Annotated in this window: 20 protein-coding genes; 15 read left to right on the plus strand and 5 right to left on the minus strand. The window is 33.6% G+C overall.

All coding sequences use genetic code 11. The features are described 5' to 3' along the window. Window positions 1-49 precede the first annotated feature (49 nt). From KKQ79_RS13360 to KKQ79_RS13410, 11 genes are all read left to right on the plus strand, one after another. Complete coding sequence (locus KKQ79_RS13360; protein WP_213190560.1) at window positions 50-2,755, plus strand: phosphoenolpyruvate carboxylase; 2,706 nt, start codon at window positions 50-52, stop codon at window positions 2,753-2,755. 115 nt (window positions 2,756-2,870) lie between these two features. After that, entirely contained in the window at window positions 2,871-4,646 is a 1,776-nt protein-coding gene (locus tag KKQ79_RS13365) for a ComEC/Rec2 family competence protein (RefSeq protein WP_284070064.1), read from the plus strand. 104 nt (window positions 4,647-4,750) lie between these two features. After that, window positions 4,751-5,413: a succinate dehydrogenase cytochrome b subunit gene (locus KKQ79_RS13370; protein ID WP_213190562.1), complete on the plus strand. Its 663-nt coding sequence runs from the start codon at window positions 4,751-4,753 to the stop codon at window positions 5,411-5,413. A gap of 13 nt (window positions 5,414-5,426) precedes the next feature. Continuing rightward, window positions 5,427-7,439 carry a fumarate reductase/succinate dehydrogenase flavoprotein subunit gene (locus KKQ79_RS13375; protein ID WP_213190563.1) on the plus strand — a complete coding sequence of 671 codons (2,013 nt, stop codon included), beginning with the start codon at window positions 5,427-5,429 and terminating at the stop codon, window positions 7,437-7,439. A 22-nt stretch (window positions 7,440-7,461) separates the two neighbouring features. Further along, entirely contained in the window at window positions 7,462-8,232 is a 771-nt protein-coding gene (locus KKQ79_RS13380; protein ID WP_069800736.1) for a succinate dehydrogenase/fumarate reductase iron-sulfur subunit, read from the plus strand. A 147-nt stretch (window positions 8,233-8,379) separates the two neighbouring features. Then, the gene (locus tag KKQ79_RS13385) at window positions 8,380-9,882 is read left to right on the plus strand and encodes a TlpA family protein disulfide reductase (protein ID WP_213190564.1); all 1,503 of its coding nucleotides are present in this window, start codon (window positions 8,380-8,382) and stop codon (window positions 9,880-9,882) included. A 117-nt stretch (window positions 9,883-9,999) separates the two neighbouring features. Next, window positions 10,000-11,409, plus strand: a complete 1,410-nt coding sequence (gene rlmD, locus KKQ79_RS13390; RefSeq protein WP_213190565.1) for a 23S rRNA (uracil(1939)-C(5))-methyltransferase RlmD — start codon at window positions 10,000-10,002, stop codon at window positions 11,407-11,409. A 124-nt stretch (window positions 11,410-11,533) separates the two neighbouring features. Beyond that, entirely contained in the window at window positions 11,534-14,014 is a 2,481-nt protein-coding gene (locus KKQ79_RS13395; RefSeq protein WP_213190566.1) for a zinc-dependent metalloprotease, read from the plus strand. Window positions 14,015-14,178: 164 nt separating this feature from the next. Then, entirely contained in the window at window positions 14,179-14,652 is a 474-nt protein-coding gene (locus tag KKQ79_RS13400; RefSeq protein WP_213190567.1) for a DUF6452 family protein, read from the plus strand. Further along, window positions 14,618-15,268, plus strand: coding sequence for a DUF6048 family protein (locus tag KKQ79_RS13405; RefSeq protein WP_213190568.1), 651 nt, complete (start codon window positions 14,618-14,620; stop codon window positions 15,266-15,268). The genes KKQ79_RS13400 and KKQ79_RS13405 overlap by 35 nt, the downstream gene beginning before the upstream one ends. A 129-nt stretch (window positions 15,269-15,397) precedes the next feature. Continuing rightward, on the plus strand, window positions 15,398-17,377 hold the full coding sequence (locus KKQ79_RS13410) for a T9SS type A sorting domain-containing protein (protein ID WP_213190569.1): 1,980 nt from the start codon (window positions 15,398-15,400) through the stop codon (window positions 17,375-17,377). Window positions 17,378-17,439: 62 nt separating this feature from the next. Here KKQ79_RS13410 and KKQ79_RS13415 read toward each other — a convergent pair. The 4 genes from KKQ79_RS13415 to ruvB form a co-directional block, all read right to left on the minus strand. After that, window positions 17,440-18,794 (minus strand): IS3 family transposase gene (locus tag KKQ79_RS13415; protein WP_213190656.1). Its coding sequence is split into 2 segments (ribosomal slippage): window positions 17,440-18,320 and window positions 18,320-18,794, totalling 1,356 coding nucleotides; the frame shifts between segments, so codons are not numbered across the junction. An 81-nt stretch (window positions 18,795-18,875) separates the two neighbouring features. Beyond that, entirely contained in the window at window positions 18,876-19,496 is a 621-nt protein-coding gene (coaE, locus tag KKQ79_RS13420) for a dephospho-CoA kinase (RefSeq protein WP_213190570.1), read from the minus strand. Between the two features lie 18 nt (window positions 19,497-19,514). Beyond that, the gene (locus KKQ79_RS13425; protein WP_213190571.1) at window positions 19,515-20,381 is read right to left on the minus strand and encodes an MBL fold metallo-hydrolase; all 867 of its coding nucleotides are present in this window, start codon (window positions 20,379-20,381) and stop codon (window positions 19,515-19,517) included. Between the two features lie 82 nt (window positions 20,382-20,463). After that, complete coding sequence (gene ruvB, locus KKQ79_RS13430; protein ID WP_213190572.1) at window positions 20,464-21,486, minus strand: Holliday junction branch migration DNA helicase RuvB; 1,023 nt, start codon at window positions 21,484-21,486, stop codon at window positions 20,464-20,466. Window positions 21,487-21,760: 274 nt separating this feature from the next. Here ruvB and hutI point away from each other — a divergent pair, with 274 nt between their 5' ends. The 4 genes from hutI (at window position 21,761) to KKQ79_RS13450 (ending at window position 25,521) form a co-directional block, all read left to right on the plus strand. After that, a complete protein-coding gene (hutI, locus tag KKQ79_RS13435) occupies window positions 21,761-22,996 on the plus strand; it encodes an imidazolonepropionase (RefSeq protein WP_213190573.1) in 1,236 nt (411 codons plus the stop codon). Between the two features lie 6 nt (window positions 22,997-23,002). Continuing rightward, window positions 23,003-23,926 carry a formimidoylglutamase gene (hutG, locus tag KKQ79_RS13440; protein WP_213190574.1) on the plus strand — a complete coding sequence of 308 codons (924 nt, stop codon included), beginning with the start codon at window positions 23,003-23,005 and terminating at the stop codon, window positions 23,924-23,926. A 112-nt stretch (window positions 23,927-24,038) separates the two neighbouring features. Further along, entirely contained in the window at window positions 24,039-24,248 is a 210-nt protein-coding gene (locus KKQ79_RS13445; RefSeq protein ID WP_213190575.1) for a hypothetical protein, read from the plus strand. Then, window positions 24,226-25,521, plus strand: coding sequence for an NAD-dependent succinate-semialdehyde dehydrogenase (locus KKQ79_RS13450; RefSeq protein WP_213190576.1), 1,296 nt, complete (start codon window positions 24,226-24,228; stop codon window positions 25,519-25,521). Before KKQ79_RS13445 ends, KKQ79_RS13450 begins: the two co-directional genes overlap by 23 nt. Window positions 25,522-25,581: 60 nt before the next feature. On the opposite strand, the gene KKQ79_RS13455 is transcribed toward KKQ79_RS13450, so the two are convergent. Further along, a protein-coding gene (locus KKQ79_RS13455) for an IS3 family transposase (RefSeq protein WP_213190656.1) occupies window positions 25,582-26,936 on the minus strand; the annotation gives its coding sequence in 2 pieces (ribosomal slippage) (window positions 25,582-26,462 and window positions 26,462-26,936; 1,356 coding nt in all). Between the last annotated feature and the right edge of the window lie 35 nt (window positions 26,937-26,971).

Here is a 26,971-nt window from a genome sequence, read left to right on the forward strand (position 1 = left end):
TCATGTTTTAATCAATTTCATTGCGTAAATTTGTTAAAAATTAAGAATTATGGCTTTTAACGAAAAGGATTATCAGAAAATTTCTACGGACCGTACTTTCATCATTGATTGCTATACAGAAATGTTGTCTAGAATTAATGAAAAGGAACTAGTAGATTTAATCAACAATACAGAAGAAGGGAAAAAGTTCGAAGAAAATGAATTGTCTAGCGAGAAAATTATACAATCATTAAGTATCTATTTTCAATTGATGACATTGGTAGAAGAAAACGGAGCTACACAATATAGAAGAAGATTAGAAGACCAAGAAAAAATTACCGCAATTCGTGGTTCATGGGGAGAAGCATTCCATTTTTGGAAAAATTCCAATGTGACAGAAGAAGATATGCTGAATGCGGTTTCTGCTACACATGTTATTCCTGTGCTTACTGCGCATCCTACTGAAGCAAAAAGAGTTACAGTTATAGAATTGCATAGAGAATTGTACTTGCTTTTGGTGAAAAAAGAAAATACTTCTCTCAGTAAATTAGAGCAAAATGAAATTAAAGAAAAAATTATTCAGCTTCTAGAAAGATGGTGGAGAACAGGCGAAATTTACCTAGAAAAACCAGATATTAAAGATGAGAGAGCAAATGTTTTATATTATCTTACCAAAATTTTCCCGAATGTTTTAGTGAAAAGTGACCAAGAAATCATCAATTCTTGGATTGAGTTAGGGCTTAATCCTCAGAAAATTAAAAATCCAGATTATTTTCCGAAAATTAATTTTGGAAGTTGGGTTGGTGGTGACAGAGATGGTCATCCTTTTGTAACACCTGCAGTGACTAAGGAAACACTTTTACTTCATCGAAAAGCCGCATTAGCATTGATTAAAGAAGATTTAATTCATTTGGCAAAGAAAATTTCTATTTCGGCGGTGTCTAATCCTGTTCCTTTTCAGCTTTCTGAAATGATTCAGGAGAAAGTTTCTGCATTAGGTGAAATGGGCAAAAAAGCAGTAGAAAGAAATCATTATGAACCGTGGAGACAATTCGTAAATCTTATGATTTGTCAATTAGAAAATACCATAACAGAAAATTTTGAAGATTCTAAAACCTATTATAAATCTAGCAAAGCGCTTCAAGAAGATTTAAAAAATCTGAGAGAAGTTTTGGTACAGAATGGTTTCCAAAGCATTGCCGAAGATTTATTATTCTCGGTAGAAAGAGCGGTTCAATGTTTCGGTTTTCATTTGGCTAAATTAGATATTAGACAAAATAGCGCTTTCCATGATAAAGCTATTTCGCAGATTCTTAAAGCCAGCGGTGAAACAGATTATGATTTCGAAAACTGGGAAGAAGAAAAAAGAGTAAATTACCTGAACCAAGTCTTGAGCAACAATGCTTTTATTACAGATGTTACCATTTCTTACGGTCCAGAAGCAGATAATGTTTTAGATTGTTATAGAGTCATTCGTCAACATATCAGTCAGTACGGAGCAGAAGGAATAGGTTCTTTAATTGTAAGTATGACCAGAAATTTAAGTGATTTATTGGTGGTTTATCTATTAATGAGAGAAACTCAACTTCTTAATACCAAAATAAGAGTAGTTCCACTTTTAGAAACTATCGAAGATTTACAAAATGGTTCAGAAATTTTAGAAAAATTCTTGCAGCATCCTATCACAATTAGCAGAGCTAAAAATTTAGATGGAAAACAAGAAGTAATGTTAGGTTATAGTGATAGCAATAAAGATGGCGGAACCATTGCAAGCAAGTGGAATCTTCATAAAGCAGAAATTGCTTTATCAGAAATCGGCAAAAAACATAATACCGAAATTTATTTCTTCCACGGAACTGGAGGAACCATCAGTAGAGGTGGTGGTAAATATCATCGTTTTCTAGAAAGTATGCCAGAACAAACCGTTTTTGGAACCGTGAAAATCACCGTTCAAGGTGAATCTGTAGCGCAACTTTTCGGAAATCCTATGACAGCGAAATATAATCTCAATGCACTTTCGTCTGGAACTGCAAGACATATTATTCAAAATAAATACAAAACCGAAAAACCACAATATCCATTTGATTCTATGGAATTTCTGGCTCAAAAATCCTTTGAACATTATAGAAGTTTAATAGAAACTCCAGGATTTATCAATTTTTACGGTAAAGCAACTTGCATAGATGTTTTAGAGAAAAGTAAAATAGGTTCTAGACCAGCTAGAAGAACGGGAACCAGAACATTGCAGGATTTACGCGCCATTCCTTGGGTTTTCAGCTGGAATCTTTCTCGTATCGCACTCACAGGTTGGTACGGTTTAGGTGAAGCGCTCAAAATTTTGAAATCAGAAAAACCACAAGAATATCAACAGTTAAAAGAAGCGGCTCAAAATTGGAATTTCTTCAAATTTTTAATGATTCAGACCGAGACCAATCTTATTTTGTCTAATCTAGAAATTATGAAAAAATATGCAGAATTAGACCAAAATGAAGAAGAAAGAAACCTATTGATGGATAAATTTCTTACCGACCATCAAAATGGAGTTCAGCTGATAGAAGAATTGTTCGGTGAAGCTGCTCTGGAAAGAAGAAGCGGACAATATGATAACTTGAAATGGAGAAACCAAAAATTAGATGTTTTACACCATTTACACCTTCAATATCTACAACAATGGAGAAATTTAGATGACGAAAATAAACTAGAAAAAGACAAAATTCTCAATAAATTATTAAGTTTAATCAATGCCATTTCAAGTGGCTTGAAAAACACTGGATAAGAGTATAAAATTCCTTAAATGTAACGTTTAAGGAATTTTTTTGTTTAAAAATGGAGAAAAAGAACTCGTGAGTTCAATAAATTTTTATATTTGGTTAAACTAATAACCAAATTGTATGAACAAGCAACCACTTTTGATTTTGTGGATTTGTTTTATTTTCGGGATTCTTATTTCCGAAAAGTTGAGTTTGTCAACGGTTTTAGTCCATGTATTTTTGAGTTTTAGCTTCCTATTTTTAGTTTTTAGCTTTTTAAAAATTCATTTTTTCTTCAAAATTAAAGATTTTGTATTGGCAATTTTCTTTTTGGGATTAGGTGTTTTCGCACATGAACTCCATAATAAAGAACAAGTTCTTCCAAATTTTCCTAGTTCTTCGGAAGTGGTTTTTACTTTGGATAAAAAGCTGAATTCCAACGAGAAAAATAAACGCTACGAAGTCAAAATTTTGAAAGTTAATGAGAAATCGGTTGATTTAGGCTTGGTTTTGTCGGTTCCAAAAGAAGAAAAGGAACTGGATTTCAAACATTTTTATAAAGCCGAAATTTATCTCAACAAAGTAAAAGCGAATGTGCAGGATTTTGGATTTGATTATCAAAAATATCTTGGTAGAAAGCAGATTTATTTTCAAGGATATGCTCCTAATTCTTTTCAAGTTGCGGAGAAAGAAAACCTTACTTTGTCCGAAAAAATTAAACAAAAACGCTTAGAAATTTTGAAAAATATCGACAAAGCAAAACTTTCTGAAAAATCTAAAGAATTTACGAAAGGAATTATATTGGCAGACCGAACAGAAATGGACCGAGAAACGGTAGAAGATTTTAGCAAATCTGGATTGGTGCATATTTTGGCGATTTCAGGTTCGCACATGGCAATTATTTTTTGGCTGATTTTACTGCTTTTGAAACCAATTTTTCCTGCAAATTTTAGAAATGTTCCGATTGTTATTTCTTTGATATTCATTTGGTTATTTGCAATTTTTATAGATTTTGGAAGTTCTGTGATTCGTTCGTGTATTATGATTACAGCATATTATTTCTATGTTTTATTGCAACGGAAACCAGATTTGTTACATGCAATGGCGATTTCTGGTTTAGCGATTTTGATTTTTGATACAAATCAACTTTTTGATGTAGGATTTCAATTGAGTTTTATTGCGGTTTTCGGAATTTTTTGGCTCAATGAACCGATTTTGAAATATTTGCCAAAGCCTAAAAATAATGTTCAGAATTTTTTGGTGAATGTAATTTCGATTAGTATTGCTGCGCAATTGGCGACTTTACCATTGGTTATTTTTTATTTTCATCAATATTCTCTGATTTCGGTTATTGCGAATCTGGTGGTGATTCCTTTTTCTGAAGTAATTATCGTTTTTGCATTGTTGATGACCATTTTGTTGGGTTTTGGCTTCGAAATTTCTTGGTTAAATGCTCTTTACGATTCTGGAGTTCAACTGGTTTTGAAAGTGATTCATTTTTTCGCAAGCCTTGATGTTTTCTTCTTTAAAAACATACCAATGCATTGGTCAGAAGTCATCGTTCTTTTTCTTATGATTTATTTTTTGAGGAAATTTTTAACACGTCATCATTTAAAATCACTCATCAAAGTAGGATTTTTGGTCATTTTATTTTTAATGCTTAGAATAGGATTTAACTACTATGAAAATTCTCAATCTGAAATCTTAGTACACGAATTTTTTAAAGAAAAAATAATTTCTGTTAAAGAAAAAGATAAAGTAGTCTTTTTTGTGAAAAATTCTAAAAATTTAGAAAAGCAGAAAAAGTACATCATAGAGCCTTATTTGGTTGCTAGAAGAGTGAATGATTTTAAAATTGTATTTGTTCCTCAAAATGTAAAATCTATAGTCATAAATAAGAAAAATTATAGACTATAATAATTTATTTAGAATAGTTATAAACTGAAAAACATGACATTTGTCATAGTTTCAAACGTTAACAAATTCTTAATTTTGTGAAAATTCAAAAAAATAAATAAACAATGGCAGGATTAACTCAATCTACAATTGGTAGAAAGTTTTTAATGGCGCTTTCAGCAATGTTTTTGCTTGTCTTTTTGTTGATTCACTTGTCGGTAAATTTACTATCGATATTTAGTGAAGATGCATTTAACACAGCGTCTCATTTTATGGGATACAATCCTTTAATACAATTTGTGTTGCAGCCGGTTTTAGTAGCGGGTGTAATCTTTCACTTTGTAATGGGCTTCGTTTTAGAAATGAAAAACAAAAACGCAAGACCAGTAAAGTATGCTGTAGCAAATAACAGCGGAAATTCTAGTTGGTCTTCTAGAAATATGATTATTTCTGGAGCAGTAATTTTAGCTTTCTTAGGACTGCATATGTATGATTTCTGGATGCATGAGATGAATTATAAGTATGTAGAAGCTCTATCAATCAATGAAACAAGATATTGGGAAGAGTTACATGCTAAGTTTGCAGATTTATGGAGAGTGATTTTTTATGCAGTTTCTTTTGTTTTATTAGGATTGCACTTATCACACGGTTTCCAATCATCATTCCAATCGATTGGAGCTAGACATCCTAAGTATTTAAAATGTGTAAACACTTTAGGAACTTGGTATTCTATTTTAATTCCGCTAGGATTTATCATAGTAGCTGTATTTCATTTCGTAACTCAATAATTTACATAATATTATGAGCAAATTAGATTCAAAAATTCCAGCAGGTCCTTTAGCAGACAAATGGAAAAATCATAAAGCACACATGAATTTGGTTGCACCAAATAACCGTGATAAAATAGATATTATTGTAGTAGGAACTGGTTTAGCTGGTGGTTCTGCTGCGGCAACTCTTGCAGAGCAAGGATATAATGTAAAAGCTTTTTGCTACCAAGATTCACCAAGAAGAGCGCACTCTATTGCAGCTCAAGGTGGTATTAATGCAGCTAAAAATTATCAAAATGATGGTGACTCTGTTTACAGATTATTCTATGACACCATCAAAGGTGGAGATTATAGAGCAAGAGAAGCTAACGTACACAGATTAGCAGAAGTTTCTGCAAATATCATTGACCAATGTGTAGCACAAGGTGTTCCTTTTGGTAGAGAATACGGCGGTCAGTTAGATAACCGTTCTTTCGGTGGAACTCAGGTGAAGAGAACTTTCTACGCAAAAGGTCAAACAGGTCAGCAATTACTATTAGGTGCATATTCTGCAATGAGCCGTCAAATCGGTAAAGGTAGAATTAAAATGTACAACCGTCACGAAATGATGGACTTAGTAATGGTAGATGGTAAAGCTAGAGGTATTATCGCAAGAAACTTAGTAACAGGAGAAATCGAAAGACATTCTGCTCACGCTGTAGTGATTGCTTCTGGTGGTTACGGAAACGTATATTTCCTTTCTACTAACGCGATGGGTTCTAACGTTTCTGCAGCTTGGAAAATTCACAAAAAAGGAGCGTATTTCGCAAATCCTTGTTTCGTACAGATTCACCCAACTTGTATTCCAGTTCACGGAACACAACAGTCTAAACTGACTCTGATGTCTGAATCTCTTAGAAACTCTGGAAGAATTTGGGTTCCTAAAAAATTAGAAGATGCTCAAGCAATCAGAGAAGGAAAACTTAGACCAGAAAGTATAAAAGAAGAAGATAGAGATTACTATTTAGAAAGAAGATATCCTGCATTCGGTAACTTAGTACCTAGAGACGTAGCTTCTAGAGCTGCTAAAGAAAGATGTGATGCTGGTTTCGGAATCGAAAATAATGATACTAAAGAAGGTGTATTCTTAGATTTCTCTACAGAAATTATGAAAAAAGGTAGAGAAGCAGCGACTGAGAAAAATATTCACAATCCTTCTGAACAACAAATATATGCTTTGGGTAAAAAATGGGTGGAAGAAAAATACGGAAACCTATTCCAAATGTATGAGAAAATTACAGCAGACGATCCATACGTAACTCCTATGAAAATTTATCCTGCAGTTCACTATACCATGGGAGGAGTTTGGGTAGATTATAACTTAATGAGTACTATTCCTGGTTGTTTCGTAATTGGTGAGGCTAATTTCTCAGACCACGGAGCAAACAGATTAGGAGCTTCTGCTTTAATGCAAGGTTTAGCAGACGGTTATTTCGTATTGCCTTACACGATTGCAGATTATCTTTCTGCAGATATCAGAACAGGACAAATTCCTACCAATTCTTCAGAATTTGAAGCTGCTGAAAAAGAAATTAAAGATAAAGTAAACTTCTTCTTAACCAATAAAGGAACTCATTCTGTAGACTACTTCCACAAAAAACTAGGAAACGTAATGTGGAACAAAGTAGGTATGGGTAGAACTCCAGAAGGTTTAGCAGAAGCAATTAAAGAAATAGAAGAAATCAGAAACGATTTCTGGAAAAATGTAAAAGTTCCTGGCGAAGCAGATGGAATGAATACAGAACTTGAAAAAGCATTCAGAGTGGCAGATTTCTTAGAACTGGGTCAATTAATGGCGAAAGATGCTCTCGAAAGAAAAGAATCTTGTGGAGGACATTTCCGTTGGGATCACGCTACTCCAGAAGGTGAAGCAGAAAGAGATGACGAGAACTACAAATATGTAGCAGCTTGGGAATACAAAGGTGATGATATCAACGCCGAAGTATTGCACAAAGAAGAATTGGTGTACGAGAATATTGAAGTGAAAACGAGAAGTTATAAATAATCTCCATAAAATAATTTAAAAAATGAGTGCAAAAAAAGGATTAAACCTGACTCTAAAAATTTGGAGACAGAAAAATAATAAATCAAAAGGTCAGTTCGAGACCTACAAAATATCAGATGTTTCTACGGATTCTTCTTTCCTTGAAATGCTAGATATGCTAAACGAACAATTGGTAAATAACGGAAGCGAACCAGTAGCATTCGACCACGATTGTAGAGAAGGAATCTGCGGTATGTGTTCATTGTACATTAATGGTAGAGCTCACGGTCCAGATACAGGAATCACAACTTGCCAATTGCACATGAGAATGTTCAAAGATGGCGAAACTATCACTATTGAACCTTGGAGAAGTGCTGCGTTCCCAGTAATCAAAGACTTGGTAGTAGACAGAAGCGCATTTGACAGAATTATGGCTGCAGGAGGTTTCGTTTCTGTAAATACTTCAGGAAATACACTTGATGCAAACGCAATCCCAGTTCCAAAAGAAGATGCAGATAAAGCAATGGATGCAGCAGCTTGTATTGGTTGTGGAGCTTGTGTAGCAACTTGTAAAAATGGTTCTGCTATGCTATTTGTAGGTGCTAAAGTTTCTCAGTTTGCTCTTTTACCACAAGGTAGAGTAGAAGCGAAGAGAAGAGTACTGAACATGGTAAAACAAATGGACGAAGAAGGCTTCGGTAACTGTTCTAACACAGGTGCTTGCGAAGTAGAATGTCCTAAAGGAATTTCTCTAGAAAACATCGCTAGAATGAACAGAGAATTTCTTGCGGCTCAATTTACTACAGTAGATTAACCTTATCAATGAAATAATTTAAAAATCACCTCTTTCTTTGAGGTGATTTTTCGTTAAAACTTTCCCAAAACACAAAGTTTTTTTCTGCAAATAAAACTAAAAGTATATTTTTGCGTGATTAAAAACAAAAACAACTTTTTTAAAGAAATGAAAAAATATTTTTTATTATTCTTATTCTCCATTTTAATGCTATCATGTTCTAAAGGTGGCAAAGTAACTATAAATGGTAAAGTGACTAATGGCTCACCATTAGAAAGATTAGAAATTATAGATGCTTCAGGAATTGCAACTTTACCGCTTGCTAATTTTGGTGTAGATGCCAAAGGAAATTTCTCAGAAACTATAGAAATTCCTAGAGATGGAGTTTATGTAATTACTTATGGTGGGAACACTGGTTTCCTTTATCTAAAAGGTGGTGATCAAGTAAATCTTGATTTTGAAGCGATGCTTTTCCCTCAAGGAATGAAAATTACTGGTGATGCTAAAGGAAATACAGAATACTTAATGGAATCTCAGCAATTCATTAACCAATATATGTCTAAATTAGACCAATCTGTTATTTCTAAAAAAGAAGAAGATTTCCTAAAAGAATTAGAAAAATATAAAGGTGATATTACCAAAAAAATGGATGAAATCGCTAAGGTTAAAAAACCAGACAGCGATGTAGAAAAATTCAATAAAAGAGAACTAGATGTAACCTTATTGATGATTTCTTCTCAGTACGAAAGCATGCATGGTCCAGCTACCAATGATCCTAAATATAAAGCAGGAGCTAAATTGTTAGATTTCCAGAAAGGTCTAGAAAACGAAAGCTATGTAGAAGATATGCCTAATTACAGAAACTACGTTATCAGTAAATTAAGTGCAGGTTTCCAAAAATTCTTCGAAGGACAAAAGAATGCTGCTCCTACTTCTAATGTGCAAATGTTCTCTAAATTCTTAGATACACAAAAAGATGTTTCAGATAAAACTAAAGAATATCTTCTTGCTGCGGTAGCTGCTCAATATGATTTAAGAGAGCCTGCTAATCCTAAATTACAAGAAGTTTTCAAATTTTTAGATACTAAAATCAAAAATTCTGCAATCAAATCTGAGTTGAAAAATTTAGAAGAAGCAATTTACGGAATTGAGCAAGGAACTGATGTTTCTGGTTTAAGTTTAGTAAAACAAGATGGCAGTAAAATAACTTTAGCAGATCTTAAAGGAAAACCTACAGCATTAGTGTTCTACGCTTCTTGGAATCCTTACATTACGGAAAGCACAATGCCAGTTCTTAAAGAAATGGTGAAATTCTATGGTTCAAAAATGAATTTTGCTTTCATTAATTTAGATGATACTCAAGACCAATTCGTGAAAACTTCTAAAGCGATGTTTACAGGGATTCAAGGAAACAATTATTATGCAACTGGTGGCATGAAATCTGAAGTTGCTAAGAAATTTGCAGTATACGGATTTAAAATGCCAAGTTTCATCATCATTGATAAAGACGGTAAAATTTCTAGTAAAACTTACTTAAATATCGCAGACCCAGCTCTAGTAGATGGATTGAACAAAGCTTCTGGTTTACAAGCTCCAACTGGAATTCCTCAAACTCCAGAAATGATGGCTCCACCAACTGAGCATTCTGCAAATGATGGTCACGGTCACTAAAAAAAGATAAAAATATCATATCAAAAAGCGGACTTTAGTCCGCTTTTTATTTTTCAATAGACATCAAATCAACAATCACTCTGAAAATTAGTTTTAAAACATTAATTTTGCAACGTTATGAGTAAGAAAAAGAAAAACATTATTTTAGAAAATATTAAATTAATTACTGCTGGTGCAAAAGGTGTAGCCGTAGGAAAAACTGAAGAAGGGAAAACAGTTTTAATTTCTGGTGCGGTTCCGGGTGATGTAGTAAATGCCAGAGTGAAAAAATCTAAATCTAAATACTTCGAAGCAGAAGCCATAGAAATTTTAGAAAAATCACCTTACAGAGTTGAGCCGAAATGTATTCATTTCGGAGTTTGTGGTGGTTGCAAATGGCAGAACCTTTCTTACCAAAAACAACTCGATTTCAAGCAAGAAGAAGTTTATAACAATATCAAACGAATCGGAGGAATCGAAAATTTTGAAATCTTGCCAATTCTCGGTTCAGAGCAAGAATATTTCTACAGAAATAAAATGGAGTTTTCTTTTTCTAATGCTCGTTGGCTTACTCAATATGAAATCAGTTCCGAAGAAAATTTCGGTAATAAAGATGCTTTAGGATTCCATATTCCAGGAATGTGGAGTAAAATTTTAGATTTGCAAGAATGCTTCCTTCAAGAAGCACCATCTAATGATTTAAGATTAGCTGTAAGAAATTACGCCATCAAAAATGGTCTAGATTTCTTTGATGTAAGAAATCAAGAAGGCTTTTTGAGAACTTTAATGCTTCGTCAAAACTCGCAAGGCGAGTGGATGGTTTTATTCCAATTGTACAGAGAAGAGAAGGAAAACAGAGAACAATTATTCGATTATATTTTAGAGAAATTCCCGCAAATCAAAACATTGGTATTTGCCATTAATCCGAAACAGAATGATTCTATTTATGATTTAGATGTGCAAACGTATTTCGGCGAAGGTTTTATTTATGAAGAAATGGATGGGCTGAAATTTAAAATCGGACCAAAATCTTTCTTCCAAACCAATTATAAACAAGCGCTTAATTTGTACAGAAAAACACTAGAATTTGCAGAAATTTCTGAAAATGATGTAGTATACGATTTATATACAGGGACAGGAACGATTGCACAATATATTGCCAAAAAAGCAAAATACGTAATCGGAATCGAGTCGGTTCAGGAAGCAATTGATGCGGCAAAAGAACATGCTAAACTCAATGGTTTGGATAACTGTGAGTTTTATTGTGGTGACATGAAAGACGTTTTCACCGAAGAGTTTTTAGCTAATCATCCAAAACCAAATGTTTTGGTTACCGATCCGCCTAGAGACGGAATGCACCAAAAAGTGGTAGAACAAATTCTGAAAATAGCACCGCCTAAAATTGTCTATGTTAGCTGTAATTCTGCTACTCAAGCTAGAGATTTAGCACTGATGAAGGAACATTATGATGTGGTGAAGATTTTGCCAGTAGATATGTTTCCGCAGACACATCACGTAGAAAATATAGCGCTATTAATAAAAAAATAACTAAATTGGGGGTTCGAAACAGAATCCTCAATTTTTTTATCTTATAGTTGAGGTATTTTAACCAAATAAAAAATTAAAATATCGAATGAAAAATGTACTGAATTTGTTTTGCGCATTGTCATTAATGATGTCAGCGAGCGCATTTTCTCAACAGAAAGACAGTGTAAAAGTAGATGTAAAAGCTAAAAAAGACACCGTAAACACTGCAAAACCAAAAGACAAAAAACCAGAAAAAATTCAACCTTTCGAGAAAGTAATTACCAGCAAAGCAGTTAGCGATGAAGGAATTATTACCGTTCACAAGGTAGAAGACAAATATTATTTCGAAATTCCGGATAAAGCACTAAAAAAAGAATTTTTGGTAGTCACCAGATTGACCAAAGCCGGTGCCGAAATGAGAATGGGAACAGTAGGTTATGCAGGAGATCAAATCAGTCAAAACGTTATCAGTTTCGAGAAAGGACCAAATGATAAAGTGTTTTTACGTTCTATTTCTTACGTAGATTATGCTAAAGATTCTACCTCTGCAATGTATAAAACAGTGATGAGAAACAACGTAAATTCTATTGAACAAGCTTTTGACATTAAAGCTTTCGGTAAAGAAAAAAACTCTACCGTGATAGATGTTACAGATTTTATCAATGCTGATAATGATGTGGTTTCTTTTGACACTCGTTTCAAGAAAGGATTTAGAGTAGGCGCTTTTCAAAAAGATAAATCTTTTGTCAATTTCGTGAAATCTTTCCCAGCCAATATTGAAATTAATACGACTAAAACCTACAACAGAAGTGCAGGAGAAGCTTCGCCAATTCCAGGTGCTCCAAAACCTGAAGTGAGCGGAAATTATACTGTAGAAGTCAATTCTTCTATTATTCTTTTGCCAGAAAATAAAATGCAGGCAAGGTATTTCGATCCTAGAGTAGGTTATTTTACAGTAGGTTATACCGATTTTGATGAAAATCCTCAAGGCGTAGAAAGAGTTTCTCTAGTAAAAAGATGGAGACTGGAACCCAAAGCAAAAGATTTAGAAAAATATAAAAGAGGAGAATTGGTAGAGCCAGAAAAACCAATAGTTTTTTACATAGACCCATTAACTCCAAAAAAATGGATTCCATATTTAATTCAAGGAGTAAATGATTGGCAAAAATCTTTTGAAAAAGCAGGTTTCAAAAACGCTATTTATGCAAAAGTTCCGAATGCTAAAGAAGATCCAGAATGGAGTTTAGAAGATGCAAGATTCTCGGCTATCGTTTATAAACCTTCAGATGTTCCTAATGCTTCTGGTCCTTCAATTGCAGATCCTAGAACTGGTGAGATTTTAGAAAGTCACATCAATTGGTATCATAATGTGATGAAATTGTTGAACGATTGGTATTTCGTACAAGCTTCACCGAATGATCCTAGAGCTAGAAAAGTAGATTTTGATGATGAATTAATGGGGCAATTAATCAGATTTGTTTCTTCACACGAAGTAGGTCATACCCTTGGTTTGAGACATAATTTCGGGTCTAGTTCTACTGTTCCTGTAGAAAATCTTAGAAATAAAGCTTGGTTAAAAGCCAATGGACACACTCCTTCAATCATGGATTATGCGAGATTTAACTACGTTGCACAACCAGAAGATAATGTAGGAGAAGCTGGATTAATGCCAAGAATTGGTGATTATGATGATTGGGCAATAGAATGGGGTTACAGAAGATTTTACAACTATAATTCTCCAGAAAAAGAAAAAGCTCATCTTAATAAATGGGTGATGGAAAAATTACAGAATCCAAGACTTTGGTTTGGTACAGAAACCAATCCTTATGATCCGCGTTCGCAGAGCGAACAAGTAGGAGATAATCCTATGATTGCTGGAAAATACGGAGTGAAAAATCTTCAGCGAATCATGGAAAACATAGAAGCGTGGAGTACAAAACCAAATGAAGATTACAGCAGTCTTAATAATAGATTTACTCAAGTTTCTGGTCAGTTTGCTCGATATTTAGGTCATGTTTCTAAATACATCGGTGGCGTAAAAGAAACGCCGAAAATGGTAGAACAAAAAGGAGCTATTTATGAATTGGTTTCTAAATCAGAGCAAAAAGAAGCTTTGAAATTTTTATCAGAAAATGTATTTACCACTCCAAATTGGTTGTTGAAAACTTCTGTTTTAACCAAAATAGATAAATCGCCTGTAGAAGTGGTAGAAAATCTTCAAAAAACAGTGCTCAATAGAGTTTTAAGCGAAGGTGTTTTGAATAAACTATACGAAGGAGAATCTTTAGATGCTAATGCTTACGCTGTGTATGATTATCTTCAAGATATTAAAAATAGTGTATTTTCTGAGTTGAAATCTTCTTCTAAAATTGATATTTACAGAAGAAATTTACAGAAAAATTTTGTAGAAACTTTAATTGCGAGAACTCAAGCAAGTAAACCAAGTACGGGTAGAAATGCTGAAAATGTTTCTGATAATTCTGATGTGAAATCATTAACCAGAGGAGTTCTAAGAGAAATAAAAGCAGATGCTTCTAAAAATGCACAAAATGCACAAGATGCAGTGACCAAATATCATTTAGAAGATTTGGTTTACAGGATAGATAAAGCTTTAGAAGTAAAATAATTCAAAAATAAAGTTCATCATTTCCAGAAAATGGTGAACTTTGTTTTATAAAAGAGATTTTTCTAGAAATTTGAAATAAGAAAAATCAAAATAGTAAGTTAAATATCTGAAACCGACTTTCAAGTTGAATAGGCGTTTTCAGAATATTATTTCCTCGTAAAAAAATGAAAAAATTAATCTTTCCCTTTTTGATTTTAGGGTTTTTGCTCACTTCTTGCGAAAACGATGACGATGTTTGCGTAAGTGGAGAAGCTACACCTCGACTAAAAATTAAATTTAAAAGTGCAGATAATAAAGTGCTGACTTTAGATTCGCTTTATTTAGATGTAGATTATGGTAATAATAATATTTTAACAGTTGTAAGAGCTGCTAAAGTAGATTCTGCATTGATTCCAATTCGAGTAGATGATGCAGGTTTTACAGAATTATATGTGAGAAAAACTAAAAAAGGTAACGTTTCTAAAATAAAACTGAATTATAATACCACTTCTGAGTATGTTTCGCCAGCTTGTGGTTTCAAAAGACTTTACCAAAACCTTACTGGAACTCTAGAAACTGCCAATCCAGTCACTAAAGTAGAACTCAATCAAAATCAAATTATCAATGAAAACAAAGCTCACCTTTATCTTGTTTTTTAGTTTTTGTTTGGGTTTTTCTCAAGAGAAAGATTCAGTAAAAACCAAATATCAATATAAACCCAATTTTACAGTAGGAGTAGATGTGCTGAATGCTGGATTATCTGCTTTTAGTGATAGAAAATTATTTCAAGGATATGTTTCTTCTGAGATTAAGAAAAATCTTCATGCCGTTTTAGATGTAGGTTTTGAAAAAAATATTTATCAGAAAAACGGTTATGATGCTAGTGCAAACGGAATTTTCGGAAAATTAGGAGGCTATTATATGCTTTCTATGGATACCGAAAATCCTAATAATGGTTTTTATGCAGGAGCAAAAATGGCAGCAAGTTTTTACAATCAAGAGTACAAAAAAGTTCCCATTCGTGGTTTTGGTGGCAGCGACCAATATCTTGCCTTTCCATCAGTGAATCAGTCTGCCTATTGGTTAGAAGGTTTTGCTGGAGCTAGAGTTCAGCTATTTAAGTCTAATTTATATGTAGATGTGAATGCTCAACCAAGATTTTTATTTTTTTCTACCAAACAAGAAGAAATGAAACCCATGATTGTACCTGGATTTGGCAAAAGTTCTACTAAGTTTAATGTAGGTTTTAGTTGGAATTTAGCGTATCAATTTTAGCAAGTTTTTATTGAGATTGTAAAAATGTTACTTTTTTTTAAAAAAAATGTAATTTATTTTAAATAATTGAATAAAAGTGTATAACTTTGATACCCTTTAAAATTAAAAAAATAATTAAAATTTATGTAGATGAAGAAAATTCTATTCTTTCTAATGGCTGGATTATTATCAATAAATATCTCGGCTCAGACAAAAAAAACAAGTAAAATACTTAGCAAATCTCCCAACGGATATATAAGATGTTATTCTACTGAATACGAAAAAAGTATACAGAAAAAAAACAATAGAAGAGCTAGTACAGACGTTTTTGAAAATTGGATTGCTACCAAAATTTCAAAACAAAAAACCTTTAATCAAAGAATTACCGCAGTAAGAACAATACCAGTAGTTGTTCATGTAGTCAACAAAGGTGAGGAAGTAGGTACAGGAACAAACATAAGTGATACGCAAGTTATCTCCCAAATTACGACACTTAATAATGATTACAGAAAAAAATCTGGAACAAGAGGTTTTAATACCAATCCAGTAGGTGCAGATGCTAATATAGAATTTGCTTTAGCAGTAAGAGATCCTAATGGAAATCCTACAAATGGTATTGATAGAATTACTATTGATAACGATTACTGGGATGAAAATGCTGTAGAAACTGAATTAAAACCGAATACCATTTGGGATCCTACAAAATATTTAAATATTTGGGTAGTTAATTTTGGTGGAGATTTAGATGGTGTTTTAGGTTATGCTCAGTTTCCTGAAGCGACTACTTTAAGTGGGATAGATTATCCTCCTTTTACTGCCACTACAGATGGTGTAATTATTGGTTATCAATTTTTCGGGAATTTAGATTATGATGATGGGAGTTTTAATTTAGATTCTACCTATGGTTATGGAAGAACTGTAACTCATGAAGTAGGTCACTGGTTAGGATTACGTCACATTTGGGGAGATGAAGATTGCGGTACAGATTACGTAGCAGATACTCCAATTCATAAGACTGAGAACTATGGATGTTTTACACATCCTAAAGTAAATACTTGCTCGCCTCCTACAGCAGACGAAATGTTCGAAAATTACATGGATTATACAAGTGATACATGTATGAATATTTTCACAATTAACCAAGTTGATAGATTTAATGCCGTTTTAGCTAATTCACCAAGAAGAAAAGAATTATTAACTTCTGATGCATTAACACCTGTTACATTGTATGCTAATGATGCAGAATTAAAATTTAGTAATGTAAATGTAGAAGCATCTACAACTTGTAAAAAAGCTACAGCAAATGTAAGGTTAATTAATAGAGGAACCTCTAATTTAAATACTGCAATAATCTCAATCAATGATGCAGGTACTAATTACAATCAAAGTTGGTCTGGTAATTTAGCTCCTAATAAAGAAACTTTAGTGCCAATAACTTTATTAGGAACATCATTATCTAATAATGTCACAATTGGTGTTTCTTCTGTGAACGGTGATGTAGATGCTAGAAATACTAACAATGCAGATTCTTTTAGTTATGAGTTTTTAGCGGCTCAGAACTTTGCTTCTTCTACCGTGAAATTAGAATTACAATTAGATGATTATGGTTCAGAAACTTCTTGGGAAATAGTAAATAGTGAAGGCATAGTGCTTTATTCTGGTGACTCTTATGAGGATATAGAAAATCCAGCAGTTAAAAAATTTACTTTCAACTTACCTAATAATTCTTGCTATACTTTTAAAATTTATGATACCTATGGAGATGGTTTTTGCTGTGATTATGGTAATGGATATTATAAACTTACAACTGATTCAGGTGTAGTTATGGTTAATCAAAATACGTTTAATAAAGACAAAGAAATATATCCATTTATTTTGGGAACTTTATCTACCCAAGAGAATAATAAACTTGGAGTAAATATTTTCCCTAATCCAGCGGTTGATGTTTTAAATATTACTAAAGTATCTAATAATGCTACTTTTACCATCTATAACGTTGCAGGTCAATTTATTTCAAAAGGAAAAGTGACCAATAATAAAGTCAATGTTTCGTCCCTTGCAAAAGGAGTGTATTTCATTGAGATTTCTGAAAAAGGAGCAACTTCTAAAATGAAATTTATCAAAAAATAACCTTGTAGGATATAAATAAGAAAACCTTGAGTTCTAGACTGCACCCAAAAGTTTAGACAAAATTAAACAATATTTTCAAAGGAAAGAGTTCGGTACTGTACCGGACTCTTTCCTTTGAGATTGAGTCTTATTCTATCATTGTTGTAATAGTGAATGTACTTCACTATTTCCATCTTAAGTTCCTGAATGGAACCAAACTTTCTGGCATAAAACATTTCTGATTTTATCGTTCCAAAAAAGTTTTCTATCACCGCATTGTCCAAACAGTTTCCTTTTCGGGACATACTTTGAATAATACCTTTTTCTTTTAACAAGTTTTGGTAATGTTTCATTTGATATTGCCAACCTTGATCAGAATGTAGAATGATGTTTTGTGTAGATTTTACTTTTCTGAATGATTTCTTTAGCATTCTGATGATTTGGCTAAACACAGGTCTTTCAGATAAGTCAAAACTGACAATTTCACCATTAAATAAATCGATGATTGGAGATAGATAAAGTTTATTACCCGATACATTAAACTCTGTAACATCGGTTGCCCATTTCTGATTAGGAGTGTCCGATTTGAAATTCCTCTGTAGAACATTGGGCGCAATTTTCCCTTGCTCTCCCTTGTAAGATTTATATTTCTTCACTCGGATAATACTCTTTAAACCTAATATTTTCATAAGTCGTAAAACAGTTTTGTGATTAATCAAAATTCCTTTTTCTTTCAAAAGCAAAGTAATTCTTCTATAGCCCAACCTTCCTTTGTGACGATGATAAATCTGCTTAATCATTTCTTTTATTTCCGCATATTTATCTTTCATTTGAAAGCGTTTTTGATAGTAATAAAAACTGCTTCTTGCCATCGATGTACAATGCAGTAGTACTGCTAAATCAAAGTCCTGCCTTAACTCTTCGATGGCTTTGGATTTTTCCTTTCCTGAATTAAGGCGTCTAACTTTTTTAAAATGGCGTTCTCGGCTTCTAAATAATAAATCCTCTCCAACAGTTCTTCCTCCCTTGTTAAGGGTTTGCCTGTTTTCTTTTTTTTTCGCGTGTAATTACTCATGGTTTTAGGTCTTCCTCTGGGTATGTTTTCTAAACCTAAAATACCATTTTTTTTGTAATTACGCTGCCAACTAAGAATACTGGACTCCGCAGGAATATTAAACCTTCTCGACGCTTCTTTTAAACTTAAATTCTCTTTCTCAATTACTGATAAAATCTTTAATTTAAAATCTTTTGTGTAATGCGTATTGGAAAGCCGAACAAGTCCTGAAACTCCATAAAGTTCATAAAATTTTATCCATTTACGAACCAAGGAACCACAAACTCCAATGCGTTTTCCTAAATCGTCTGTTCCAATATCCCCTTTGTGATATCTCTTTATAGCTTTTAATTTAAAGTCTAATGAATATTTACTTTTCCCCATAAAAAATGCCCCTAAAAAGTGTCTAACTTTTTGGGGGCAGTCCATTCATCTCAAGGTTTTCTTATTTTTTTAAATTATAATTTACAAATCCATTCGTTGTAACTCGTCTGTAACTTGATGAGTAAATTCCTTTAAAGACTCTAAATCAGTATTATTTTGAATCACAAAATCCGCTAATTTCACTTTGTCAACTTCAGGCATTTGTTTATCGATGATTTCTTTTACTTCTCGGTATGTTCTGCCATCTCTATCCATCACTCTTTTTATTCTGATGTTTTCATCAGCAGTAACCAAAATTGATTGATAACAACTTTCATTCAATTTTAATTCAAAAAGCAAAGCCGTTTCTTTGAAGACAAATTCTGCGGTTTGAGCATTTACCCAATTTTCAAAATGAATTTTCACCGCAGGGTGAATGATTTGGTTGAGTTGTAAAAGCAATTCTTGATGGTCAAAAACTTTTTCAGCAACAAATTTCCGGTTGTATTTTCCGTTTTCGTCATAAGATTCTTCGCCAAGAAGTTCTATAATTCTAGACTTTAGATTTTCGTCTATATTCACCAATTCTTTTGCCCAAAAATCAGAATCATAAACGGGAAATCCCAACTCTTCTATAAATTTAGAAACTGTTGATTTTCCACTTCCTATTCCGCCCGTAATTCCAATAATTTTTTTTGCAGTATGTAAACTTCCAGCTTCCATCTTCTAACTTGCCGCAAATTAATACCCAAAAACTTCGTTAAAACTGAACGTTTCATCTAGCTTCACGCCTTTTTCAGTCATTTTCAGACTGGCCAATTCATGATGAGCATCGTGTTCGAAGAACAGTAAATATTCATTCTCTACACATTGCTTCAAAAATTTTCCTTTTTCTTCCATGGTAAGAAGCGGTCTCGTGTCATATCCCATCACGTAAACTTGCGGAATGTGACCCGCTGTTGGAATTAAATCTGCTGCAAAAACAATCGTTTTTTCTTGATATTGAATTACAGGAAGCATTTGTTTTTCTGTATGTCCGTCTACAAAAATAACATCCATTTTCAAATCTGGTGCAAAACCATAATTTCCAGTTTTTGGAGTAGGCAGGAATTGCAATTGTCCGCTTTCTTGCATCGGCAAAATGTTTTCCTTCAAGAAACTTGCTTTTTCACGAGGATTAGGTTCAGTTGCCCATTGCCAATGATTTTCGTTCGTCCAAAACTGTGCGTTCTTAAAAGCTGGTCTATAACCAGATTTATCATCATTCCATTCAATGGCGCCACCACAATGGTCAAAGTGAAGGTGCGTCAAAAAAACATCGGTAATATCTTCTCTTACAAACCCGAATTTTTTTAAATTTTTGTCTAAAGATTCGTCTCCATAAAGCGAATAATGTCCGAAAAACTTCTCATCTTGCTTATTTCCTAAACCACAGTCTATTAAGATGAGTTTTTTGCCATCTTCCACCAAAAGAGAACGAGTTCCCAGTTCAATTAAATTTTTAGAATCTGCAGGATTGGTACGTTCCCAAAGAGATTTCGGGACGACGCCAAACATAGCACCGCCGTCTAATTTAAAATTTCCGCATTGTATAGGGTAAAGTTTCATATAAAGTGTGATTTTTACTAATTTAATTAATTTTCTGATAGTTTATATTTTTCATTTTCTTAACCTAACTCTTTGCCTCAACCTAAAAAAGTTCTCCTGGGTTTTTCGGCCTCGAAATTCCTAAATGTTTGTAAGCTTTTTCTGTAACTTCTCTTCCTCTTGGAGTTCTGATGATAAAACCTTCCTGAATCAAAAACGGTTCGTAAACTTCTTCCAAAGTTTCTGGATTTTCGCCAATAGAAGTTGCCAAAGCAGAAATCCCAACGGGTTTCCCTTTGAAATTTTCTATCATTACGCGCATAATTTTATTGTCCATATCATCCAATCCATATTCATCTACATTCAGAGAATTGAGAGCAAACTTGGTAATTTCAATTTCAATTTCGCCGTTTCCTTTAATTTCTGCAAAATCTCGAACTCTGCGCAATAGTGCATTGGCAATTCTCGGAGTTCCTCTGCTTCTTCTCGCAATTTCTAGTGCTGCATCTTCATAAATGGGAACGCCTAAAACTCTTGCACTTCTCTCGATAATCATTCCCAAAAGTTCTACCGTATAATATTCTAATCGAGATTGAATCCCAAATCTTGCCAACATTGGTTTTGTGAGCATTCCAGAACGCGTAGTGGCGCCAACTAAAGTAAAAGGATTCAAGCCAATTTGTACAGAACGTGCATTTGGACCTGTTTCCAGCATAATGTCGATTTTATAATCTTCCATGGCAGAATACAAATATTCTTCCACCACAGGCGAAAGTCGGTGAATTTCATCAATGAAAAGCACGTCGTTTTCTTCCAAATTCGTTAAAAGTCCAGCCAAACTTCCGGGTTTATCTAAAACTGGTCCCGAAGTAATTTTACAATTTACGCCTAGTTCATTGGCAATAATATGCGCCAAAGTTGTTTTTCCCAAACCTGGAGGCCCGTGTAAAAGCACGTGGTCTAAAGCGCCACCTCTATTTTTAGCAGCCGCCACGAAAACCTCTAAATTATCCAACGTTTTTCTTTGTCCCGCAAAATCCTTAAAACTTTGTGGACGAATCTGTTCTTCCTGCATTAATTCCTCATCAGAGAAATTTTCTTTATCTGCGTGTAAAAAATCTGGCATCAGTGAAAATTATATCTTCAAATTTATTGTTTTTTGCTCAATTTACGACATAGAATTCGGAGGCGTTAAGAAAATTTTGAAATAATTCGTTAAAAAATTCCTGCTGTTTGAGCATTGTTGGGAATGTGGTGGAGCGAGTTTCAGGGATTTTAGAATTATTTTGAAATTTTTAGCCGAGGATTCAAGTCTTGAAATAGTATTCGCCGACATAAAGGAGGCAATTTTTGGTTCTTTTGTATCAAGACAAAAGAACAAATTGTTTATTTTTACAATTATGAAACTCATAGGTCCTTTCAAACAAATTCTTACACTCAATAATCTTCCACTTCGAGGAAAACTCTCTGATGAACAATTAGAAATTATCGAAAACGGCGGAATTTTAATTAACAACGAAAATTTAATTGAAGCAATTGGTGATTTTGAAAAATTGAAATCTGACTTCCCAAACGCTGAACTCGAACCTCGAACCTCGAACCTCGAACCTCAAATCCTTCTTCCCGCATTCATAGATTGTCACACGCATATTTGTTTTGGAGGAAACAGAGCCAATGATTTTGCCATGCGCAATGCAGGGAAAACTTATCTAGAAATTGCAGAAAAAGGTGGTGGAATTTGGAGTTCGGTTAAGCATACCAGAAATGCTTCCGAAGACGAACTTTTAGAAAAACTATTAGAAAGAATCAATCGCTTAATTTCACTGGGAATTACGACTATTGAAATCAAATCTGGTTACGGATTGAATGTAGAAAGTGAACTGAAAATGCTTCGCGTGATTCAACAAGCACAAACTAAAACCAAAGCAACTTTAATCCCAACTTGTCTTTCTGCGCATTTAAAACCAAGAGATTTTGAAGGGAGTAATGAAGAATACTTACAATATATTGTTGATGAAATTCTACCAAAAGTAAAAGAAGAAAATTTAGCGAAAAGAGTAGATATTTTCATCGAAAAATCCGCATTTCAACCAGAAGAAAGCCGAAAATTTTTAGAAAAAGCAAAAGAATTAGGTTTTGAAATCACCGTTCATGCAGACCAATTTACAGCGGGAAGTTCTAGAATTGCAGTGGAAGTTGGTGCTGTTTCAGCAGACCATTTAGAAGCGACAATTGATGAAGATATACAATATTTAGCCAATTCAGAATCCGTTGCAGTGGCACTTCCTGGTGCGAGTTTAGGTTTGGGAGAACCTTTTACCCCAGCGAGAAAAATTTTAGATAAAAACGGAATTCTCGCTATTGCAAGTGATTGGAATCCCGGTTCAGCACCAATGGGAAATCTCATTACCCAAGCTTCCATTTTAGCCACTTTTCAGAAGTTAAGCACTGCCGAAGTTTTAGCTGGAATTACATTCCGTGCGGCAAAAGCATTAAATTTGACTGATAGAGGAATTCTGAAAAAAGGAATGAAGGCAGATTTTGTAGTTTTTGAAACTGACAATTTTCAAAATATTTTATACAATCAAGGAAGTTTGGTGGCAAGTGAAGTATATATTGATGGAGAAAAAATTTAATTAAACATGGACAACATTTGGCAAGGACGTAACGATGGAGATTCACCGCTTCATCACAGAGTATTTCAACGAGTAGAAATAGTGGAGAACTATGAAAATATTTCACCGAATAATTTCGTTTTGCATGGTTTTGCGGTAGATGAAGGCGTTAGAAGAAACAAAGGAAGAATTGGCGCTGCCAAAGCTCCAGACATCATTCGAAAAAATATGAGCAATTTTCCTGTAGTTTCTCCAGATTTTAAATTATTAGATTTCGGAAATATCACTAGCGAAGACCAAAATTTAGAAAAAAGCCAAGAAAATCTTGCTGAAAAAGTTTCTAAAATTCTGCAAAAAAATGGAAAATCAATTGTTTTAGGAGGCGGCCATGAAGTGACTTTTGCGCATTATTCTGGCATCAAAAAAGCATTTCCAAACCAAAAAATTGGCATAATCAATCTCGATGCACATTTTGATAACCGTGAACCAGAAAATGGAGTAGGAGCAAGCTCTGGAACGGGTTTTTGGCAAATCGCCCAAGAAGGAGAAATTCATTCATTGCACATCGGGATTCAGAAAAATTCTAATACATTAAAGTTGTTTGATACTGCCCATCAATTCGGGATGAAATACATTTTGGCAGACGAAATTTTTTTTGAAAATCTACCTAAAATCTATCATCAAATAGATGAACTAATTCTTTCGGTAGACCAATTGTATCTCACCATTTGCATGGATGTTTTCAACGCGTCTATTGCGCCCGGAGTTTCGGCTGCTGCGTACAACGGAATCTTTGCAGATGCTACTTTTCTACATTTTTACAGACATATTTTGAAGTCAGAAAAATTGGTCGCGCTAGATGTTGCGGAGGTAAATCCAGATTTTGACATTGCCGAGAGAACCGCCAGATTAGCTGCCAGTTTGGTAAATGAGTGGTTTATGATTTCGTAGGGACAAATCGTGATTTGTCCAATAATTAAAATTTTTAGGAGCAACACGTTTTCTGTTTTCTTTCACTTTCAGTCCTGCTTTCGCTACTCGCTTTTTTGTTTTTTTTGTCATATTGAGTGAAGTCGAAATATCTAAAAAAAAACAAAAAGAGCTCAAACATATCGCTCAATCAGGGCTAGAAATTGGTTTCGGTTTTATTTTCACTTTTTTAAATGATAAGCATTTAAAATTTTTATCTTTGGCAAAACCACGTTTAGGCTTTGGTACAGTATCTTTGTACACTTTTTTAATCAAAAATTATGGAACAATTCCTTCAAAATAAATTACAAAATTCTCAAGACGCTTTCCAAAAATGGAAAAAAATTCCATTTGAAGAAAGACAAAAACATTTCACTCAACTATCTGAAATTCTGAATGATAGAAAACAAGAATTTGGCGAAATTATAACCAAAGAAATGAATAAACCGATTTCGCAATCTGTTTCAGAAATAGAAAAATGTGCAGTATTATGTGATTATTATGCGGCCGCAGAAAATGTACTGAAAACGGAACAATTAGAAACAGAGTTTCAAATTTCCGAAATCCATCACGAACCTTTGGGCGTTATTTTGGGCGTTATGCCATGGAATTTTCCTTTTTGGCAAGCGATTAGATTTGCAGTTCCTACCATTTTAGCAGGAAATGTAATCGTGCTAAAACATGCTTCAATTTGTGAAAAATCAGGTGAAACCATGCAAGAAATTTTCGAGAAAGCAGGTTTTCCAAAAGGTATTTTTACCTTTTTAAAAGTTTCTCACACGCAAGTAGAAGAAATGATTGCTCATCCGATTATTAGAGGCGTTTCTCTTACAGGTAGTGAAGCTGCAGGAAGAAAAATTGCCGAAACTGCAGGGAAAAATTTAAAAAAATGTGTTTTGGAATTAGGTGGAAGTGATGCTTTTATTGTTTGTGAAGATGCAGATGTTTCTAAAGCAGCAAAAGAAGGAGCACAAGCAAGATTACAGAATAACGGTCAAACTTGTGTAGCTGGGAAAAGATTTGTCATTCACGAAAAAATATATCAAAATTTTGTAGAAAAATTCACAGAAGAGTATCAAAAATACCAACCAGAAAATCCTATGAATGAAGAAACGAAGTTAGGATTAATGGCGAGAGAAGATTTGGCTTCAGATTTAGAAAAACAATATCAAAAAGCGCTTAACAACGGAGCGAAAGCTATTGTAGCATTAGAATCTGTAGGAAATATGGCTTTTAAACCAGGAATTTTAGAAATGAATCCAGAAAATCCTATTGCTCAGGAAGAATTATTTGGTCCATTGGCAATGGTTTTTAAAGTAAAAAATGATGAAGAAGCTTTACAAATTGCCAATAATACCATGTTTGGATTAGGAAACGCCGTTTTCACCTCAAATAAAGAAAGAGCTTTGTTTTTCGCAGAGAATTTAGAAAGCGGAGGCGTGGCAATTAATCAAATTTTTCGTTCAGATGTAAGATTGCCTTTTGGCGGAAGAAAGAATTCTGGATATGGAGTAGAATTGTCTCTGTATGCGCTCAAAGAATTTACCGCTCCCAAAACCATTATCGGAAAATTTTAGAAATTTAAAAAAATAAAAAAGCTCCAAAATTATAGACTGCACCCAAAAGTTTAGACAAAATTAAACAATATTTTCAAAGGAAAGAGTTCGGTACTGTACCGGACTCTTTCCTTTGAGATTGAGTCTTATTCTATCATTGTTGTAATAGTGAATGTACTTCACTATTTCCATCTTAAGTTCCTGAATGGAACCAAACTTTCTGGCATAAAACATTTCTGATTTTATCGTTCCAAAAAAGTTTTCTATCACCGCATTGTCCAAACAGTTTCCTTTTCGGGACATACTTTGAATAATACCTTTTTCTTTTAACAAGTTTTGGTAATGTTTCATTTGATATTGCCAACCTTGATCAGAATGTAGAATGATGTTTTGTGTAGATTTTACTTTTCTGAATGATTTCTTTAGCATTCTGATGATTTGGCTAAACACAGGTCTTTCAGATAAGTCAAAACTGACAATTTCACCATTAAATAAATCGATGATTGGAGATAGATAAAGTTTATTACCCGATACATTAAACTCTGTAACATCGGTTGCCCATTTCTGATTAGGAGTGTCCGATTTGAAATTCCTCTGTAGAACATTGGGCGCAATTTTCCCTTGCTCTCCCTTGTAAGATTTATATTTCTTCACTCGGATAATACTCTTTAAACCTAATATTTTCATAAGTCGTAAAACAGTTTTGTGATTAATCAAAATTCCTTTTTCTTTCAAAAGCAAAGTAATTCTTCTATAGCCCAACCTTCCTTTGTGACGATGATAAATCTGCTTAATCATTTCTTTTATTTCCGCATATTTATCTTTCATTTGAAAGCGTTTTTGATAGTAATAAAAACTGCTTCTTGCCATCGATGTACAATGCAGTAGTACTGCTAAATCAAAGTCCTGCCTTAACTCTTCGATGGCTTTGGATTTTTCCTTTCCTGAATTAAGGCGTCTAACTTTTTTAAAATGGCGTTCTCGGCTTCTAAATAATAAATCCTCTCCAACAGTTCTTCCTCCCTTGTTAAGGGTTTGCCTGTTTTCTTTTTTTTTCGCGTGTAATTACTCATGGTTTTAGGTCTTCCTCTGGGTATGTTTTCTAAACCTAAAATACCATTTTTTTTGTAATTACGCTGCCAACTAAGAATACTGGACTCCGCAGGAATATTAAACCTTCTCGACGCTTCTTTTAAACTTAAATTCTCTTTCTCAATTACTGATAAAATCTTTAATTTAAAATCTTTTGTGTAATGCGTATTGGAAAGCCGAACAAGTCCTGAAACTCCATAAAGTTCATAAAATTTTATCCATTTACGAACCAAGGAACCACAAACTCCAATGCGTTTTCCTAAATCGTCTGTTCCAATATCCCCTTTGTGATATCTCTTTATAGCTTTTAATTTAAAGTCTAATGAATATTTACTTTTCCCCATAAAAAATGCCCCTAAAAAGTGTCTAACTTTTTGGG

The organism is Cloacibacterium caeni, assembly GCF_907163125.1.
Taxonomy (GTDB): Bacteria; Bacteroidota; Bacteroidia; order Flavobacteriales; family Weeksellaceae; genus Cloacibacterium; species Cloacibacterium caeni_B.